Origin of the sequence: Paenibacillus glacialis, from assembly GCF_001637205.1 — a bacterium.
Classification (GTDB): Bacteria; Bacillota; Bacilli; order Paenibacillales; family Paenibacillaceae; genus Paenibacillus_AQ; species Paenibacillus_AQ glacialis.
The window spans coordinates 113,044-128,209 of record NZ_LVJH01000002.1 but is presented as its reverse complement, the minus strand read 5'-3'; the positions used below and the strand labels follow the sequence as shown (position 1 = coordinate 128,209).

Here is a 15,166-nt window from a genome sequence, read left to right as displayed (position 1 = left end):
TGTCCTTATTCTACAAATGGGGGTAATGATTGAAGAGAAGATGACACTTCTAAGACGTGTTGATACTGCTCTAAGGCAGCAATGCCTAAGGGGGTAAGGATATATCGACCGCGAGAGACGCGCTCAAACCAGCCATAGTAATTATGTTGTAGTATGGAAGATGCATTACCTACTCCGGTAACACTACGTAGCGATACTGGAGATATACCGCTCGCTTCAGCATTTCGTAGAGGTAAGGCGATACGAAGTGCTTTTTCCTTGTAAGCTGTTACCAACTTCGCACGGTTGCTTCCTCCTATATTATAATCCCCACTACGTTCACGGAATTCATCAACCAACTTCGATCGACGACGTTTATTCTTTACCTGAGGTTTTAGTGGGTCAGTAGGTTGAGTTAGGATCTCAACAAAAGGTTTCTTGGTCTTGTAAAAGGTAATTGTGATTAGCCCAAGACCTAACCGTCGGCACAGTGCTGACAGTTCACCCCAACGTTGGTTTACAGCCCCACGTTTGGCACGGCTACGTTCGACAGCTAAGTATACGTTAGAGCTCATTTTGAGACGTTCCATCCCTTGTAGTAACAGCGAGAGATTGAACGTCTTTTTCATTTCCACAATTAAAGGTTCAGATTGTCCCTCTTTTACCCCTACCAAGTCACAATGACGTACTTCTCCCTTAATGACATATCCTTGTTCTTCAAAAAAATGTTTTAAAGGTTCATATAGTTCAGTTTCGTGTTGAATGGCCATTTAGATATCTCCTTCACTGACTTTATCCACTCGTTATTAGTTATCAATTATAGCATTTCTAAAAAGACAAACTCTATATTGATAAAAATAGGTCAACTAAACCCACTTTCTTGCATAGGTATGTAGTACACTTTTTCAAACGATAAGAGGTTGACTAAAAGCGATACGAAGTATCGCTAGCGTCGAAAGCATAAGCCTAAAAGCGATATGAAGTATCGCTAACATCGAAAGCATATGCTAGACGACAAGACCATATCTACTTAGTGATGCCAGTTCCAAACATAAGTCATAGGAGGTACCAATCATGGATATTTTCGAACGCGTAGCAGCTTATCGTGCAGAGAGCAATCAGTTGGAGTGGAATGGCATATTTAAAGATTATATTGAATTGCTTCGAAAAGACCCCACACCCGCCATGACTGCTCATGCTCGTGTGTATGAAATGATCGAATCATATGGTGCGGAAGTGGTCAATGGGCATAGGAGGTATAAGTTTTTTGAACAGGATATTTTTGGATTGGATCGTTCTGTTGAGAAACTTGTAGAAGAGTACTTTCATTCTTCAGCAAGGCGTCTAGATGTTCGTAAGCGGATACTGTTGCTTATGGGTCCTGTTAGTGGAGGGAAGTCAACGATTGTAACCCTCTTGAAACGTGGCATGGAGAGATTCTCAAAGACAGAAAAAGGGGCAGTATATGCGATTGATGGGTGCCCAATGCATGAGGAACCATTGCATTTAATTCCGATGGATCTGCGCCCTGAAGTAGAGAGAGAACTGGGTGTTCGAATTGAAGGGAGTTTGTGTCCTTCTTGCCAAATGAGATTGAAGACAGAATATGGTGGAGATATTGAAAAAGTTAATGTGAAGCGGGTGTTGATATCTGAAGAGGGACGTGTAGGGATTGGAACCTTTAGTCCTTCGGACCCGAAGTCGCAGGACATAGCCGATCTTACGGGAAGTATTGATTTCTCTACGATTACAGAATTTGGTTCTGAGTCGGATCCACGTGCGTATCGCTTTGATGGGGAATTAAATAAGGCGAATCGGGGTCTGATGGAATTTCAGGAGATGTTGAAATGTGATGAGAAATTTCTATGGAACTTATTGTCGTTAACGCAAGAGGGGAACTTCAAAGCCGGAAGGTTCGCGTTGATTTCAGCGGATGAGCTCATCATTGCGCACACCAATGAATCCGAGTATAAGTCTTTTATCTCCAATAAGAAGAATGAAGCACTACAGTCTCGTATGATTGTTATGCCGATCCCATATAACCTGAAGGTATCTGAGGAAGAGAAAATATATTCGAAATTAATAGGGCAAAGCGATATGAAACATATTCATATTGCCCCACATGCGTTAAAAGCAGCTGCCATTTTCTCGATTCTTACTCGCCTCAAAGAGACAAAGAAACAAGGGATGGATCTCGTCAAGAAAATGCGTATGTACGATGGTGAAGAAGTTGAGGGTTATAAAGAAGCAGATTTAAAGGAAATGCAAAATGAATATCTGGATGAAGGCATGTCGGGTGTAGATCCACGTTATGTCATCAACCGAATTTCTAGTGCTCTTATTAAGCAGAATCTTCAATGTATTAATGCACTCGACGTACTAAGGGCTATCAAGGAGGGGTTAGATCAACATGCTTCCATTACGAAAGAAGAACGTGAGCGTTATCTTAATTTCATAGCTATTGCACGTAAAGAGTATGATGAACTAGCTAAGAAGGAAATTCAGAAGGCATTTGTATATTCTTTTGAAGAATCAGCGAGAACATTATTTGAGAATTACCTCGACAACATAGAAGCTTTCTGTAATTGGTCCAAAATACGTGATCCGCTTACGGATGAAGAGATGGATCCGGACGAAAGACTGATGCGTTCTATAGAAGAACAGATCGGGGTATCAGAAAATGCGAAAAAAGCATTCCGCGAGGAAATTCTTATCCGTATCTCTGCCTATTCAAGAAAGGGTAAGAAATTCGAATACAACCATCATGACCGCCTTCGTGAAGCGATAGAGAAGAAGCTTTTTGTAGACCTTAAAGATATCGTGAAGATCACGACTTCCACTAAGACGCCTGATGGAAATCAGTTGAAACGGATTAATGAGGTAAGTAAACGGCTTATCAATGACCATGGATACTGCCCTATCTGTGCTAATGAACTGTTGAAATATGTGGGAAGTCTGTTGAATCGTTAAGTTAGCGTGATGATTGTGTGATAGATAATAATAACCTTTAGACTCAGTCAGTTAATGAGGACTAGGGGTTATTTTTATTATAAGCAACATGTGGAATAATAGATGAGCACATCAGAAAGAACACACATACTTGCGTGTCCTTTGTGATGTGCTTATTTAGGTAAGTAGGTTCGTAGATGTTGTCTTCTATAATTAGACAAATTTTCTTCCGATCTTTTTCCCGTCAAATGTAAACAGTACCGTTTTGTTCTCCATCGTTGTTTCCAAATGGATGGTTCTACCCCATAACCTATGAACGTAAGGTAGCGTACGCTCTACATATTTAAGATCTAACTCAGTTCCTTCATACATGTGTTTTATATATAACTCACCGTTGTCTTCATAGTTCCCATCTTGAACAACCAAGTAAGGGAAACCACCGTTTACGCGAGAATAGACAAGTTGATCCCTAATATTCTCCCAGGACTTATCGGTAATGGTCCACTCGGGACCCTTCTTCTCGAATACATATAAGTCCAAGTCATCCGCGAGCTTCTTCGTCATATAATTACGAATGAAAGAGGTGTCAGAGTCTAATTCTCGTACTTCAAATATTTTGGCTCTACCTGATCCAAGCTTAGATCCCGTGAGCAGTGAATCGTTACCGGTAGGTGAATCCCAGCGTTTCTCGATATCCTCGAATATTTTGAGTCCAAGATAATAGGGGTTTAAGCTATTCTTTGACGGCTGTACAACCCCAGAATTGAGTTTGGCATATTCGATGGTTTCTTCGGATGTAAGGTCTAACTCTCGTAAGATTCGTTGATGCCAATAGCTGGCCCAACCTTCATTCATAATTTTGGTCTCCATTTGCGGCCAGAAGTAGAGCATCTCATCTCTAAGCATCGTCAAGATATCACGTTGCCAAGGTTCCAGATTGGGGGAGAATTCTTGGATGAACCAAATGAGATCCTTCTCTGGACGTGGAGGGAACTTCTTAGGTGGGTCAATATTGCGATTATCATTCTTGTTAACTTCATCTAATACCCATAAATCCTCAAATCCTGTTGGTGGCGTTTCTAATTTCTCATGTCCGGAGTCTGTCGTTCCATCTCCATTGCGGTCATATCGGTTCCGTCGATAGGGACTAACGAGATCCGGATCGACGTGTTCTTGAATCGCGAGCACCGCATCTAGAAACTCCTCAATTTGTTTGTGTCCATACTTAATCTCGTACTGACTGATGCGTTCTGCTGTGGCAGACATGCTCTCCACCATGCTTGGATTTGTTTTGCTGAAACGAGCATTATTCTTAAAGAAGTCGCAGTGAGCAAGGACGTGTGCCACAATCAATTTGTTTTGGATTAATGAATTTCCATCAAGCAAGAAAGCGTAGCAAGGATTGGAATTGATAACAAGCTCATAAATTTTGGATAAACCGAAATCGTACTGTGTCTTCATTTTGTGGAAAGTTTTCCCAAATGACCAGTGTGAGAATCGGATTGGCATCCCGTAAGCTCCGAAGGTGTAGATAATGTCCGCAGGACAAATTTCGTATCGCATTGGGTAAAAGTCCAATCCGAAGCCAGTGGCAATCTCGGTGATTTCTGCTATGGAATGCTCTAGTGCGGTTATTTCATCCTGATGCATGGGATTTACCTTCCCCCTTTCTGTAAGGAGAAAATTTAGGTTCTTATTATGTGTATGTGGAGAGGTGCGGAGATATTCGACATTGATCGTTCGACGCCATAGCGTATCCTATTCTTATGGTTATGTTGTATGATAAAGATAAACTTAGAATTAACATGTGAACGAGCAAATATGATATTGTAGTTAGTTATGAGTAACGACTGGATTGTACAAAGATAAAAAATACGATGGTTTTCATTTCATGTTGGAGGTAAACACATGACTTTAATTAATAAGTTAACGAATCAAGATGAATTTACTGGCTTTTATATATTGAAAGAGCTGGAAGTGAAACAGACGAATGGGACACCACCGAAGGATTATTTTGATATCGTTCTTGGGGATTCCAGCGGTCAACTCTCTGCTAAGTTCTGGGATGCCAGCGCAACAGATAAGGAAACATTCTTTCCTATGGATCTGGTGAAGGTGCAGGGTATAGCTCACACTTATCGTGAACGACTACAGGTAAAGATTTCAAAGATGCGTAAGGTAACCGAAGAAGATGGTGTGAGCATCACTGATTTCATTCGGTCTGCTCCAGTTCAGCCTGCGGATCTTATGCATACGATTAAGCAGACGTTAGAAAGTATTCAAGATGAAGAGATGCGTACGATCGTTAACTTTTGCGTGACTAAAGTGGAAGATAAACTAATGCATTATCCAGCTGCCAAAATGCATCATCATGCTTTTTACGCGGGATTGTCTTATCATATGGTCCGGATGTTGGAACTTGGGGAATTCATCTGCAAACAGAGACCATTTCTAAATGAAGATCTTATCAAGGCAGGTATTATTCTTCATGACATAGCTAAGACGGAAGAACTGACAGCAGAGCTTGGAATCGTCAAAGAGTATAGTGTTCAAGGCAAGCTCTTGGGTCATATCTCCATGGCATCGAATTGGATTACGGAAGCTGCTATCCGGTGTGATATTAATCTTCACTCTGAAAAAGTAATCTGTTTACAGCATATGGTCTTATCCCATCATAACTTGGGTGAGTGGGGGAGTCCGGTTCAACCACAAATGGCAGAAGCGGTAGCTCTTCATTTCATTGATGCCATGGATGCGAAGTTACAGATGGTAGAGGATGCGTTAGATACGACGCCAGAGACTGAGGAATGGACGCCATTCATTCGTGGATTAGAGAATAAAGCAATTTATCGTATGAAAAAGGAGCTATAATCGATGTCTTTAGAAATTGAACGTAAGTTTCTACTACCTGAAATTTCGGAATCCTTAGTGCATGAAGGCAAGCTACAATTCCGTTCAGAACACCGGATAGAGCAAACGTATTTAGCGCTCGATACGGATCAGGAAATGAGAGTACGGAGGATTATTGACCTAGAATCGAATGAGATGTCGTTCACACATACCTTCAAGAAAGGCAATGGTCTTAGTCGCGAGGAAATTGAATATTCAATCTCGGAAGAGATATATGATCAAATTGTACAAGCATTTGACGCTATTCCTCTAACGAAGAACCGAATTACAGCAGTATGGGAAGATAGAGTTATTGAAATTGATTATTATGACCAAGTTGAGTTGATCGTGGTTGAGGTCGAATTTAATTCTGTAGAGGAAGCGAATGCTTTCGTAGCACCAGAATGGTTCGGTAAAGATATAAGTTCAGAGAAGCAATATAGTAATAAAAAGGTTTGGATGGAGCTCCAAGAGAAATTTTCTGAGTAGGTATGAGCTAGATCAAGATTTCTATAAGGTACTTTCGTATAAAAACGACTCTCTCAGCATATCTATTTAGAAAAGGGGAGAGGCGTGAAATCATGGAGGCGAAAGTGAAACGTTATTTTCAACTGAAAAAGAAGCACAAAGAAATAGAACAGGAATTAGGAGATTTAAGAAATGAAATCCTTAGTCACTGTTCAGAAGAGGACCTGACAGAACTTCAGACAGGTCATTATCATGTGAAGATTGTGTCTCAGGACAGAAAAGAATATGACGATAACAAACTATATGATGCCTTACCTGATCCGAGTGTATGGAAGATGATTTCTAAAGCCGATCCTACTAAGATTGCTAGTCTAATCAAGTTGAATGTTATTTCAGAAGAAACCGTGAGAGACACAATAACGATTAAGAAAATTTCTTTGCTTCAAGTGAATCGCAATTTATGAAGATCATGATCGAATAAATTGATCGTAAAAATGCCCTTGCCACCTCCCGAAATAGGGGGAGGCAAAGAGCGTTATTTGTGTAATCCTATGTAAGGAATGACAACTAGTTGTCATTCCTTATTATTGTCCGTTGAACGACTGTTGATAGTTATCCAACAATGAGTTCGTAGTATCCAAATTTCTTAATCTCCACAATCGGATTGATCGAATGTTATATATCTATTTCTTAATGGATAACTTTACTTCTGCAACCTGTAGTTTGTCCCCGCCGTTGTTCTGTAACTCTAGCCGGTAGTATCGAAAGGTTGCATTATCAAATGTATTAGGGTTCAAATCGTAGCGCTTCTCTTGCTGGCGATCAGAGAAAATCTCATTTTCCTTCATAACAAGCCATCTCCAAGTAATCCCGTCATTAGACCCTCTCAAAGTCCAATTCTTCGGGTCCGCGACATTAAGATCATTGGCAGCAGTAATGGAATAACCGTCGATCAAGATTGGCACACCATAATCGAGCTCCAACCAACCATGGGTCCCATTCGTCTGCCATTTGGTATTACTGTTGCCGTCTATTGCATTTTCTTTACGTCCATTAGGAGTATTTTCACCACTAACGGTTATTGTAGGAGTAGGGCCTGTAGAGTAAGACTGTTGGTATTGATCCCACAATGACTCTACTTCTTCCCCTGTGAGTGTCTTGAATGCATCTTTAGTCCACACTCCGTTTGACGGGCGTGTACTAGCATTGATATCGCGAAGGAATCCTTCGTGTTTATTGTCATTGATCCATCGTAAAAAGTTGCCTGTTGTGCTATAGCCGCCCATCCAAGTTCCATTTGGTTCGGCTCTCCATTGGTAACGATCGTGATAGCCGAATTCTGTACGTACCCCATCAGCCAAGCCTTCAACTATATATCCAGGACCACTGATTTGATATCCATGAGTCAGCTCGTGATAAAGCATACCAATCAATTCTTCTTTAACTGGGGTACTAGGATCTAGCTTGCCAGCATCATAAGCGCGCCTAATGTAGTTGCTGTCCATACCGATATGCACCTCTCTACCGCTATGGGTTGCCCATGCCGGGGCATTGTTAGGGTTAGTAGTATGTGTAGCGATATTTATCTTCTTATGATTTAAATAAAACTGCCCTGGATCGTCATATAGCATGCTGACAATGTCACGTACGATCGCTATTACTTCCTGCTCATAGTTCGGTAGGACTTCTTGGAATAGATCACCGTTGCCACCTGTATCCAAATTCCTATACTCCACAATCGGATTGATCGAATGCCACATATCATTTGTATAGGATAACGCTACATCTCCAACCTGTAATATGTCCCCGCTGTTGTTCTGTAGCTCCAGCCGGTAGTATTGATAAGCTGTACTTGGGTTTACAAAGTAATGATTACGTTGATGACGTTTCAGGAAATTCTCATTGTCCTTCGTATCAATCTGCGTCCAATTATTACCATCGTTGGATCCTCTCAATATCCACTGCTTCGGGTCCCGCTCTTCAGAATCATTGGCAGCAGCAATGGAATAACCGTCGAGTAAAATGGGCACACCATAATCGAGCTCCAACCAGCCATTGTTCTCAAACGTTAGCCATTTGGTATTACTGGTACCGTCTATTGCATTTTCTTTACGCTCATTAGGACTGTTTTCACTGCTTGCGGTTATTGAAGGGAGAATTGACGTATAGGTATACGTTTGCTCTTCTCCATTATATAGCTTGATCTCCGCCAACTGAAGCCAACCTCCGACACTCTCAAAATCGAACTTATAGTAGCTGTAGCTCGTTGGATTCGAAATTGTGAAGGACTTTAGCTGGTTACGTTGTTCAAAATCTATATCCTGCCTCGTGTCTATATCCGTCCAATTGACACCATCGTTCGAGCCCTGTAATGTCCAGTTCAAAGGGTCTCTATCTGGAGCGTCTTCGGCAGAAGTGATAGAGTAGCTATTGATAACATACGCTTGATTGTCGGCAAATTGATATTGAATCCAGGGGTACTTTTCAACGACTAGCCACTTAGAACCAAGACTGTTGTCAAATGCATTCTCCTTGACTTGACCATTAGGACTCATATTATCAGGATATTCTGCTGAAACGATCCCTCTATCATCGACCCGACTGACCGGATATGTTCCGTGAGGCTTATTCGTCGCTGCCTCAGCCCTCTCTAGACCTGTAAACAATCCAGCACTAATAATAAGTACCGCCAATCCCATTAAACCTAGTTTTCTCATTTCTATAACACTCCTTCTTTTTTTTTATACTTTAAATAACTCTAATTACAAAATAAACCTATCACTAATCCTAGCAAATTAATAGTGTTGTTTCGGTTGAATTTTGGATAATAAAGGATAAGGATGGGGATTAATGTGGAGTGGTGTAACTATCTATCAATTAATGATAGATAGTTGTTCTACTTTTTGCACGCAGAAGAGTTCAATCCATCTCATATTCATAGAAACGCCCTTGCTAACTCGCATATGCGAGGGCAAGGGCGTTCTTTTTCCTGTTCATAATATGGAATTTGACAGCACTTAACTTTGCACACCTTCACGCTTATGAAAAAAGGTCTTCAGTGCTTGATAAACTTCACCTTTTTCCTTGATAACGTAATACATGAATTGATCTATTTTAATGTTGCGGTAGGCGGACATTAGGGTACTGCTCCGGTTGTATTGATTGATCTCGCCATAGCCGAACATGTTACAAACCTTGAGTAACTCTCCAATCAGCTTCACGCAGCGCTCATTGTCGGATGTCAAGTTGTCACCATCGGAGAAGTGGAAAGGATAAATATTGAATTTGGCAGGGGGATAACGTTGATCGATAATCTCGAGTGCCTTTTGATAGGCTGATGAACAAATGGTGCCACCGCTTTCTCCACGCGTAAAGAAATCATTCTCACTTACTTCTTTAGCTTCTGTATGATGGGCGATAAATACGATATCAACGTTCTCATACTGTTTCCGTAGGAAACGATTCATCCAGAAGAAGAAGCTACGTGCGCAATATTTCTCGAAAGAACCCATGGACTTGAGTATCACATAATTAACTATGAAGAAAACCACACTGGAATAGGCTTTGTCGATTTCCTTAAAGGATTTCACTTAATCGGTGAGTCCTTTTCTTTATAATATCACATCCTTCAAGCACGTATTCTAAATGATATGGGTGAGTATCTAAGCAGTTTTAGAGAAGGTGAGTTAGTTTATTATTTATACGCAAAGGGGCGTAAGGAGATAGGTTCTGATGTTGTACGTAGACGTACACAGCTTATAGGACACACGTTGATGAGGAATGAGGTTTATATATCGTTTCAGCCAGAACAATGGAGAGAAGAGTACACTTTGAAGTGGGATAACAAGGCGATTGTTGCAGACGCATAATTTAAGAAAAAGGACATATTTACACTACTCGAAGTGGATCGTTTACAATCGATGTCAGAGAATGAAAAAAAGATACTTCTATATAGAGAACTTCATAACACAGGAAAATGGCAAGCAAAGAATGGAGTTTTTCCAGAAATCATGTTTGTAACAACAACAGAATACAGGTGTAAGAGGTTGATTGATCTATTGAATGGATTAAATGGAAAGGTTTTAACATTAGATGATATCAAGTGAAAATGTATGTTTATAACGTCCATTGATGGGCGTTTATTTTTATGTATGGTAAAATAATCCTATCCATAAATTAAGTGCTAGGTTGAGCTACTAGATTTATAGAATATCAAGAAAAGGCAGAGGAATAACCAATGCAATTTGATGTTGAAATAGCTGAAATTGTTAAACGATACTTAAAAGAAACTAAGGATCAGGATTTATCAATAGCAGAGATATTGACGAGACCACGTTGGAAAAGAGTTTGGTTTTGGTGGAAGGCGTTAGAGTACTATGAAGGTAAGCCGATGCCTGAATTGACAATCGAGGAAGTTAAGGGGACATATGGGGATTAGAAGTTGAAACGATGATTTATAAGGAGATTGTTATGGATATCATTGAACTAAAGAGCTGTATAGAAACCGCCTTCAGTAACTATTTAAATAGCGAAGAATTGTCATTCATACAATTAACCGGAAAGAGCGAACACGCTATTAGAGATGCGGTGGCATTTGAAATGTACAAAAGAAATCTCAATGTAACAAGAGAATATAAAAGAGTTGACTTAGTTGTATTTGATGATGAATATAAGCCTACAGATCTCATTGAATTTAAACTTTGTTATACATGGGATATACAAAAAGATGCTAATTTTAACGGTTATCGAAGTGTAGTTTACGGAGAGATGGGAATAAACAAGGACTTTAATAAATTGAATGAGATGAAAATAAAAGATGCGGATCAATTTGCTGTCCTGTGTGTTATTCATCCTACTAGAGATCAGATATTCTCAAAGGATGAAATAGATCACATCATCGCTTACCATGATATAAATAGATTCATCGAAGTAAATCGACTAACAGAATTTAAGGTAGAATATGAGAAAGTGATTGAAGACAGTTTTTCAGGGTTTCAGATTGAGAAATTTAAGATCAAATTAGGAATGGTTTTTAATTGTAATGTGAGTTTGCATTTTTGGATTATAAAGAGAATGGAATTTGATCTCAGAGAAGTTAGAAGGAGTCCCAAAACAGAAGAGGATTTTCGTTGAAATAATACTTTTATTAGGAGTAGAACACTATGAATAACAACGTTCACGATAAGATAATCGGTATTGTTCGGAATAGTATTAATCTTTCTTTTTCTTTTACTATATATTTGTTGGAGGGTAGTGAGCCTCAAACAAAAAAATGTATTGATTGTGCCGGAGCATACTGCGAAGTAGAAAAAGGCGTTTTTTCTATTTACATTCATCGAGATTGGCAAAGCATCGTCAATCGAGCTGACTTTAAAACAGGTACGGAGTACAGAATAAATCCATTTTTCTTGAATCTTTAAACATACCTATCTCTAATGAGTCTTTATTTCTTTTTGTCGTATTACATGAAATTGGACACATAGCGGTGTTTGAGAAGTTTTGCTTAGCGGAATTTGCTGATATGTATGCGGAAATACTAAAACATGATTTTGGTAATCAAGAGATAGATGATCAATGGATAAAAAATAATGAGATTCAATTTAAACAGTATACCAATGTTATCGAAGCCCAATCAGACATATTCGCGATGACTAATTTTCTGGGAATTTGGAACTTGATTAGATCAGAGTGTTGTTTATAAAACAATTCTTTCATAGGGAGAAAAAATGAAAAAGAAAATAATAGGTGGAACTATAGCCATATTAATTGTTTCGGTTATATTACAAGTTCCTAATTACCTTAGATACGAAATTGAGGATATGTTTGGTAATCCTCAGACGCATTTTAATTATATTAATCTAGGAGTAACGCTCAATGAAGTTGGTGGGGGATACGAAGAAGAAATAAATTTAGAAGAGCAGACTAAAGTGAACATTGATCTAGCTAAATTTAGTGGCAATAAAGCGGATCTATTTCTCTATGGAAGATATGTAAATAGTGCAGATCCCCTTATCGTAGTTTTAAATGAAGTTATTTATAATGGGCAGCCACAAAGTGAAATGTCTAATTTTTATTCCAGTGATTACATTAACAAGCACTTCGTTATTAAATTAACTGAATTTCTACAAGAAGGTGAAAATAGACTTGTGATAAACACAGGGAATTACACCAAGAAATATGATATAAACATTATTAAATGAGTCTTCCTTTAAGAAGTGGGGTGAATGAGTGGACAATAAAGCATTACAAATTGGTAGACTAATCTATGTCTGCGAGAACTATTCAAGCTCCAGTAGTTTGAACGATATAGTAAAAAGATTGATATCAAGCTCAGAGGTTAGTTTTTCCAACCAACACATACTTGCTGGATTCATAACGGAATCGATGGACAATAATGATGAGATAGGCAAGATAGATGCTTTAATCGCCATCAGTAACTACTTTGATAAACTTGAATGAAATTAGCCTTTCATGAGGAGATTGGGGTGAAATTATATGAACACACATTTTGGAGTAAAGGTACTCAATAAAGAGGGTGGATATAAACTAACCGCCGATAATTATGTGAAGACGAGTGATAAAGATAATGCCACTTCGTTTGAAGAATCAAAGCTTAAGTTAGAGAAGGTTATGACTCGTTTTGATCTTAATATGAAATACTTTAAGTCACTGTCTCGGGAGAAATTTAATGAAGAACTGGATAAGTTTGTAGCTTCAAATAAGTTTTATGAAATTAAAGATCTTAATTCTGTAGCTGGTATTTACGGGCACTATGTTATGGTCTTAGATGAGTATTGTCAAGTTTATATAGGAACTGCTAGTCGTAACGATGGTATAAAACAAAGGATACCTCAACATTGGAGAGAGAAAATATCATTAGCTCGTCTTGACGGAGGGGAGTGCGGTTCTCTACATATAGATAGTTTTAGAGCTAAGGATACTACGAGGATTTTTGTGTGGCGCGATGATGAGTGTACTTTTTTCGAGGATTACACGTTTAACGAGCTTTGGGAAGGTAGATTGGTTGCCCAATTTCCTATAGATTATTGCCTGAATTCAGTCATGAATAATATACCAAAAGAGTTTTTCCATCAGAGGATGAGGGATCGTGATTTAAGGGATTTAAAGGTGTATGGCAAGAGCCATCGAACTGAGTTATTATCCAGACATGATCAAAGATCCACGAGTGAATGAAATGTGATTTTTAAGTAGATCATTAGGAGGAATAAAAAAGTGGATTACTGTATGTCCTGCTTGTGATCGTGAAGGAGAAACAGAAGATAGATATACCGAAGATGAAGTGAATAAGATTGCATTGGTTGAGGATACGGGAAGGAAAAGAGTGATCACCATCTGTATGTCATGCCGTATAAATTATAAAAAGCATAGATAGTAGTGACGGACTTTGATCAAAACTCGACTTGAGGAGGAGATTGTGATAAAAAATTACCATTGGAAAAAGTATTTTATCTTACTTGCCATTGTAATACCAATCGCAATTGTCGCTATATTCACGCTTCCTTATGAAAAACGAAATTATGCATTAGTTATATTACCATTAATATTCTGGCTATTATATTATTCATGGATCGCATTCGAGAAGAGAAAAAAAGATACATAAGGCAAATATTTCATCGTAATGGGAGGGATCATATGCTGAATAACTTAAGCTTAGATTTTAACTGGAGTAAAGTTGAAACTGACGAAATCCCGTATCTATATCCTCAGACTTTTGATAGAAGTATGAATAAGAATCTTCAGGTTCCATCTGTATACAGGTGGAGAATTTATAAAACAGATTCTGAATGTAGAGATGTCTACATCGGAGAGACAGACAACTTGAAAAGAAGAGTCACTGGTTATTTAAAGCCGGGGATTAGTCAAATGACGAATATCCGTATGAAGAATTTATTTGATAATTACATAGAAAAAGGATATAAGATTGAACTAGATATAGTTCAAATTTCAACATTTATTTTTAATGGAATCGAATTAAACCAAGATAGCCTTTCATCTAAAAATATTAGATTGATAATTGAAAACATGATAATTCTTAAACATAAGAACCTTGGATATAATCTTTTAAATGTAAAGATATAGTCTGATAAATCATACATTTTACAAACATAAGGGAGCAGAAGAATGAATCAATGGATTACAGATAATTCGAGCATAGTTAACTTTCTTAATGTGGTGGTCATAATCTTTCTTACTATCCTTAATGTATGGTTTGCAAAGAACTCTCAAAAATATAGTGCGCATTCATTAATGCAGAACGAGAGGATTAGAAGAGAAAATAATACTCCAAATATTATTGCTTATCTTGATACCACTGACTTGAATTTTTTATCATTTAAATTATCAAATATCGGAATAAATGCAGCAAAAAATATAAAAATTAATTTGGCTCCAATGAATCAAACTAAGACTAATGAAATTCTAGAAGATGCTTTTATGTTTAAAGAAGGAGTTGCATTTTTAGCTCCTAACCAAACACTGAGTGCTCATGTAGGTAGTTTTGTAGAACTTATGAATGATAACAAAGATTTTCCTACATACGAGGTATCTCTAGCTTATCAAGATATCGACCAGAATCATTACAACAGGACATATGTAATCGATTCGAATATGTATAATGGTTATTACGGCATCATGCAAAAGAATATTCACGATCTAAATAAGGAAATGAAAAAGATAGAAGGGCATTTCAAAAAAACTGTTAAAATTATGGAGATAAAAGACAAAAGAGATAGAGAATACTTTAAAAATATACACTCCCACAAGAAGAATGTCAGAACAATCAGAAGACACATAGGAGGGAAGTAATTCCCTTGAAAGGTTGATTTGATTAGAAAGAACGGAGAAGATAAAATACAACCTA

Annotated in this window: 16 protein-coding genes and 1 pseudogene; 13 read left to right on the top strand and 4 right to left on the bottom strand. The window is 38.2% G+C overall.

Translation table 11 applies throughout. The annotated features are described in order from the left end of the window. Positions 1–5: 5 nt before the first annotated feature. On the bottom strand, positions 6–749 hold the full coding sequence (locus PGLA_RS01010; RefSeq protein ID WP_068527407.1) for a DUF2161 domain-containing phosphodiesterase: 744 nt from the start codon (positions 747–749) through the stop codon (positions 6–8). A 304-nt stretch (positions 750–1,053) separates the two neighbouring features. On the opposite strand from PGLA_RS01010, the gene PGLA_RS01005 reads away from it, so the two are divergent. Further along, positions 1,054–2,949 (top strand): PrkA family serine protein kinase, encoded by a 1,896-nt coding sequence (locus tag PGLA_RS01005; protein WP_068527406.1) that lies wholly within the window; start codon positions 1,054–1,056, stop codon positions 2,947–2,949. 192 nt (positions 2,950–3,141) lie between these two features. Here the strand turns inward: PGLA_RS01005 and PGLA_RS01000 are convergent, their stop codons facing one another. After that, positions 3,142–4,578 (bottom strand): SpoVR family protein, encoded by a 1,437-nt coding sequence (locus PGLA_RS01000; RefSeq protein ID WP_068527405.1) that lies wholly within the window; start codon positions 4,576–4,578, stop codon positions 3,142–3,144. A 258-nt stretch (positions 4,579–4,836) separates the two neighbouring features. Between PGLA_RS01000 and PGLA_RS00995 the strand changes: the two genes are divergently transcribed. From PGLA_RS00995 to PGLA_RS00985, 3 genes are all read left to right on the top strand, one after another. Then, on the top strand, positions 4,837–5,799 hold the full coding sequence (locus PGLA_RS00995; protein ID WP_068527404.1) for a 3'-5' exoribonuclease YhaM family protein: 963 nt from the start codon (positions 4,837–4,839) through the stop codon (positions 5,797–5,799). Positions 5,800–5,802: 3 nt separating this feature from the next. After that, positions 5,803–6,306, top strand: coding sequence for a CYTH domain-containing protein (locus tag PGLA_RS00990; protein WP_068527402.1), 504 nt, complete (start codon positions 5,803–5,805; stop codon positions 6,304–6,306). A gap of 92 nt (positions 6,307–6,398) precedes the next feature. Next, complete coding sequence (locus PGLA_RS00985) at positions 6,399–6,749, top strand: hypothetical protein (protein ID WP_068527400.1); 351 nt, start codon at positions 6,399–6,401, stop codon at positions 6,747–6,749. A 219-nt stretch (positions 6,750–6,968) separates the two neighbouring features. Here PGLA_RS00985 and PGLA_RS00980 read toward each other — a convergent pair whose 3' ends face one another. After that, positions 6,969–9,002, bottom strand: coding sequence for a discoidin domain-containing protein (locus PGLA_RS00980; RefSeq protein WP_068527398.1), 2,034 nt, complete (start codon positions 9,000–9,002; stop codon positions 6,969–6,971). Positions 9,003–9,302: 300 nt separating this feature from the next. After that, positions 9,303–9,851, bottom strand: a pseudogene (locus tag PGLA_RS00975) (DUF444 family protein); the annotation flags it as partial. A gap of 84 nt (positions 9,852–9,935) precedes the next feature. Here PGLA_RS00975 and PGLA_RS27800 point away from each other — a divergent pair. The 9 genes from PGLA_RS27800 to PGLA_RS00920 all read left to right on the top strand — a co-directional run bounded on the left by PGLA_RS27800 (position 9,936) and on the right by PGLA_RS00920 (position 15,111). Then, positions 9,936–10,154: a replication-relaxation family protein gene (locus tag PGLA_RS27800; protein ID WP_161487818.1), complete on the top strand. Its 219-nt coding sequence runs from the start codon at positions 9,936–9,938 to the stop codon at positions 10,152–10,154. A gap of 51 nt (positions 10,155–10,205) precedes the next feature. After that, positions 10,206–10,391: a hypothetical protein gene (locus PGLA_RS27795; protein ID WP_068527397.1), complete on the top strand. Its 186-nt coding sequence runs from the start codon at positions 10,206–10,208 to the stop codon at positions 10,389–10,391. Between the two features lie 131 nt (positions 10,392–10,522). Then, positions 10,523–10,723 carry a hypothetical protein gene (locus tag PGLA_RS00965; protein ID WP_068527396.1) on the top strand — a complete coding sequence of 67 codons (201 nt, stop codon included), beginning with the start codon at positions 10,523–10,525 and terminating at the stop codon, positions 10,721–10,723. A 32-nt stretch (positions 10,724–10,755) separates the two neighbouring features. Beyond that, the gene (locus PGLA_RS00960; protein WP_068527394.1) at positions 10,756–11,418 is read left to right on the top strand and encodes a hypothetical protein; all 663 of its coding nucleotides are present in this window, start codon (positions 10,756–10,758) and stop codon (positions 11,416–11,418) included. Positions 11,419–11,447: 29 nt separating this feature from the next. Then, on the top strand, positions 11,448–11,705 hold the full coding sequence (locus PGLA_RS00955) for a hypothetical protein (RefSeq protein ID WP_068527392.1): 258 nt from the start codon (positions 11,448–11,450) through the stop codon (positions 11,703–11,705). Positions 11,706–12,011: 306 nt separating this feature from the next. Next, positions 12,012–12,485, top strand: a complete 474-nt coding sequence (locus tag PGLA_RS00945) for a hypothetical protein (protein WP_068527390.1) — start codon at positions 12,012–12,014, stop codon at positions 12,483–12,485. Between the two features lie 295 nt (positions 12,486–12,780). Continuing rightward, positions 12,781–13,479: a hypothetical protein gene (locus PGLA_RS00935; protein ID WP_068527388.1), complete on the top strand. Its 699-nt coding sequence runs from the start codon at positions 12,781–12,783 to the stop codon at positions 13,477–13,479. A gap of 459 nt (positions 13,480–13,938) precedes the next feature. Next, the gene (locus PGLA_RS00925) at positions 13,939–14,385 is read left to right on the top strand and encodes a GIY-YIG nuclease family protein (RefSeq protein ID WP_068527387.1); all 447 of its coding nucleotides are present in this window, start codon (positions 13,939–13,941) and stop codon (positions 14,383–14,385) included. A gap of 42 nt (positions 14,386–14,427) precedes the next feature. Then, the gene (locus PGLA_RS00920) at positions 14,428–15,111 is read left to right on the top strand and encodes a hypothetical protein (protein WP_068527385.1); all 684 of its coding nucleotides are present in this window, start codon (positions 14,428–14,430) and stop codon (positions 15,109–15,111) included. Positions 15,112–15,166: the final 55 nt, after the last annotated feature.

Excerpts from the sequence above, each read along its gene's own strand:
- PGLA_RS01010 (WP_068527407.1), bottom strand. The coding sequence starts at position 749 with ATGGCCATTCAACACGAAACTGAACTATATGAACCTTTAAAACATTTT.
- PGLA_RS01005 (WP_068527406.1), top strand. The coding sequence starts at position 1,054 with ATGGATATTTTCGAACGCGTAGCAGCTTATCGTGCAGAGAGCAATCAG.
- PGLA_RS01000 (WP_068527405.1), bottom strand. The coding sequence starts at position 4,578 with ATGCATCAGGATGAAATAACCGCACTAGAGCATTCCATAGCAGAAATC.
- PGLA_RS00995 (WP_068527404.1), top strand. The coding sequence starts at position 4,837 with ATGACTTTAATTAATAAGTTAACGAATCAAGATGAATTTACTGGCTTT.
- PGLA_RS00990 (WP_068527402.1), top strand. The coding sequence starts at position 5,803 with ATGTCTTTAGAAATTGAACGTAAGTTTCTACTACCTGAAATTTCGGAA.
- PGLA_RS00985 (WP_068527400.1), top strand. The coding sequence starts at position 6,399 with ATGGAGGCGAAAGTGAAACGTTATTTTCAACTGAAAAAGAAGCACAAA.
- PGLA_RS00980 (WP_068527398.1), bottom strand. The coding sequence starts at position 9,002 with ATGAGAAAACTAGGTTTAATGGGATTGGCGGTACTTATTATTAGTGCT.
- PGLA_RS27800 (WP_161487818.1), top strand. The coding sequence starts at position 9,936 with ATGGGTGAGTATCTAAGCAGTTTTAGAGAAGGTGAGTTAGTTTATTAT.
- PGLA_RS27795 (WP_068527397.1), top strand. The coding sequence starts at position 10,206 with ATGTCAGAGAATGAAAAAAAGATACTTCTATATAGAGAACTTCATAAC.
- PGLA_RS00965 (WP_068527396.1), top strand. The coding sequence starts at position 10,523 with ATGCAATTTGATGTTGAAATAGCTGAAATTGTTAAACGATACTTAAAA.
- PGLA_RS00960 (WP_068527394.1), top strand. The coding sequence starts at position 10,756 with ATGGATATCATTGAACTAAAGAGCTGTATAGAAACCGCCTTCAGTAAC.
- PGLA_RS00955 (WP_068527392.1), top strand. The coding sequence starts at position 11,448 with ATGAATAACAACGTTCACGATAAGATAATCGGTATTGTTCGGAATAGT.
- PGLA_RS00945 (WP_068527390.1), top strand. The coding sequence starts at position 12,012 with ATGAAAAAGAAAATAATAGGTGGAACTATAGCCATATTAATTGTTTCG.
- PGLA_RS00935 (WP_068527388.1), top strand. The coding sequence starts at position 12,781 with ATGAACACACATTTTGGAGTAAAGGTACTCAATAAAGAGGGTGGATAT.
- PGLA_RS00925 (WP_068527387.1), top strand. The coding sequence starts at position 13,939 with ATGCTGAATAACTTAAGCTTAGATTTTAACTGGAGTAAAGTTGAAACT.
- PGLA_RS00920 (WP_068527385.1), top strand. The coding sequence starts at position 14,428 with ATGAATCAATGGATTACAGATAATTCGAGCATAGTTAACTTTCTTAAT.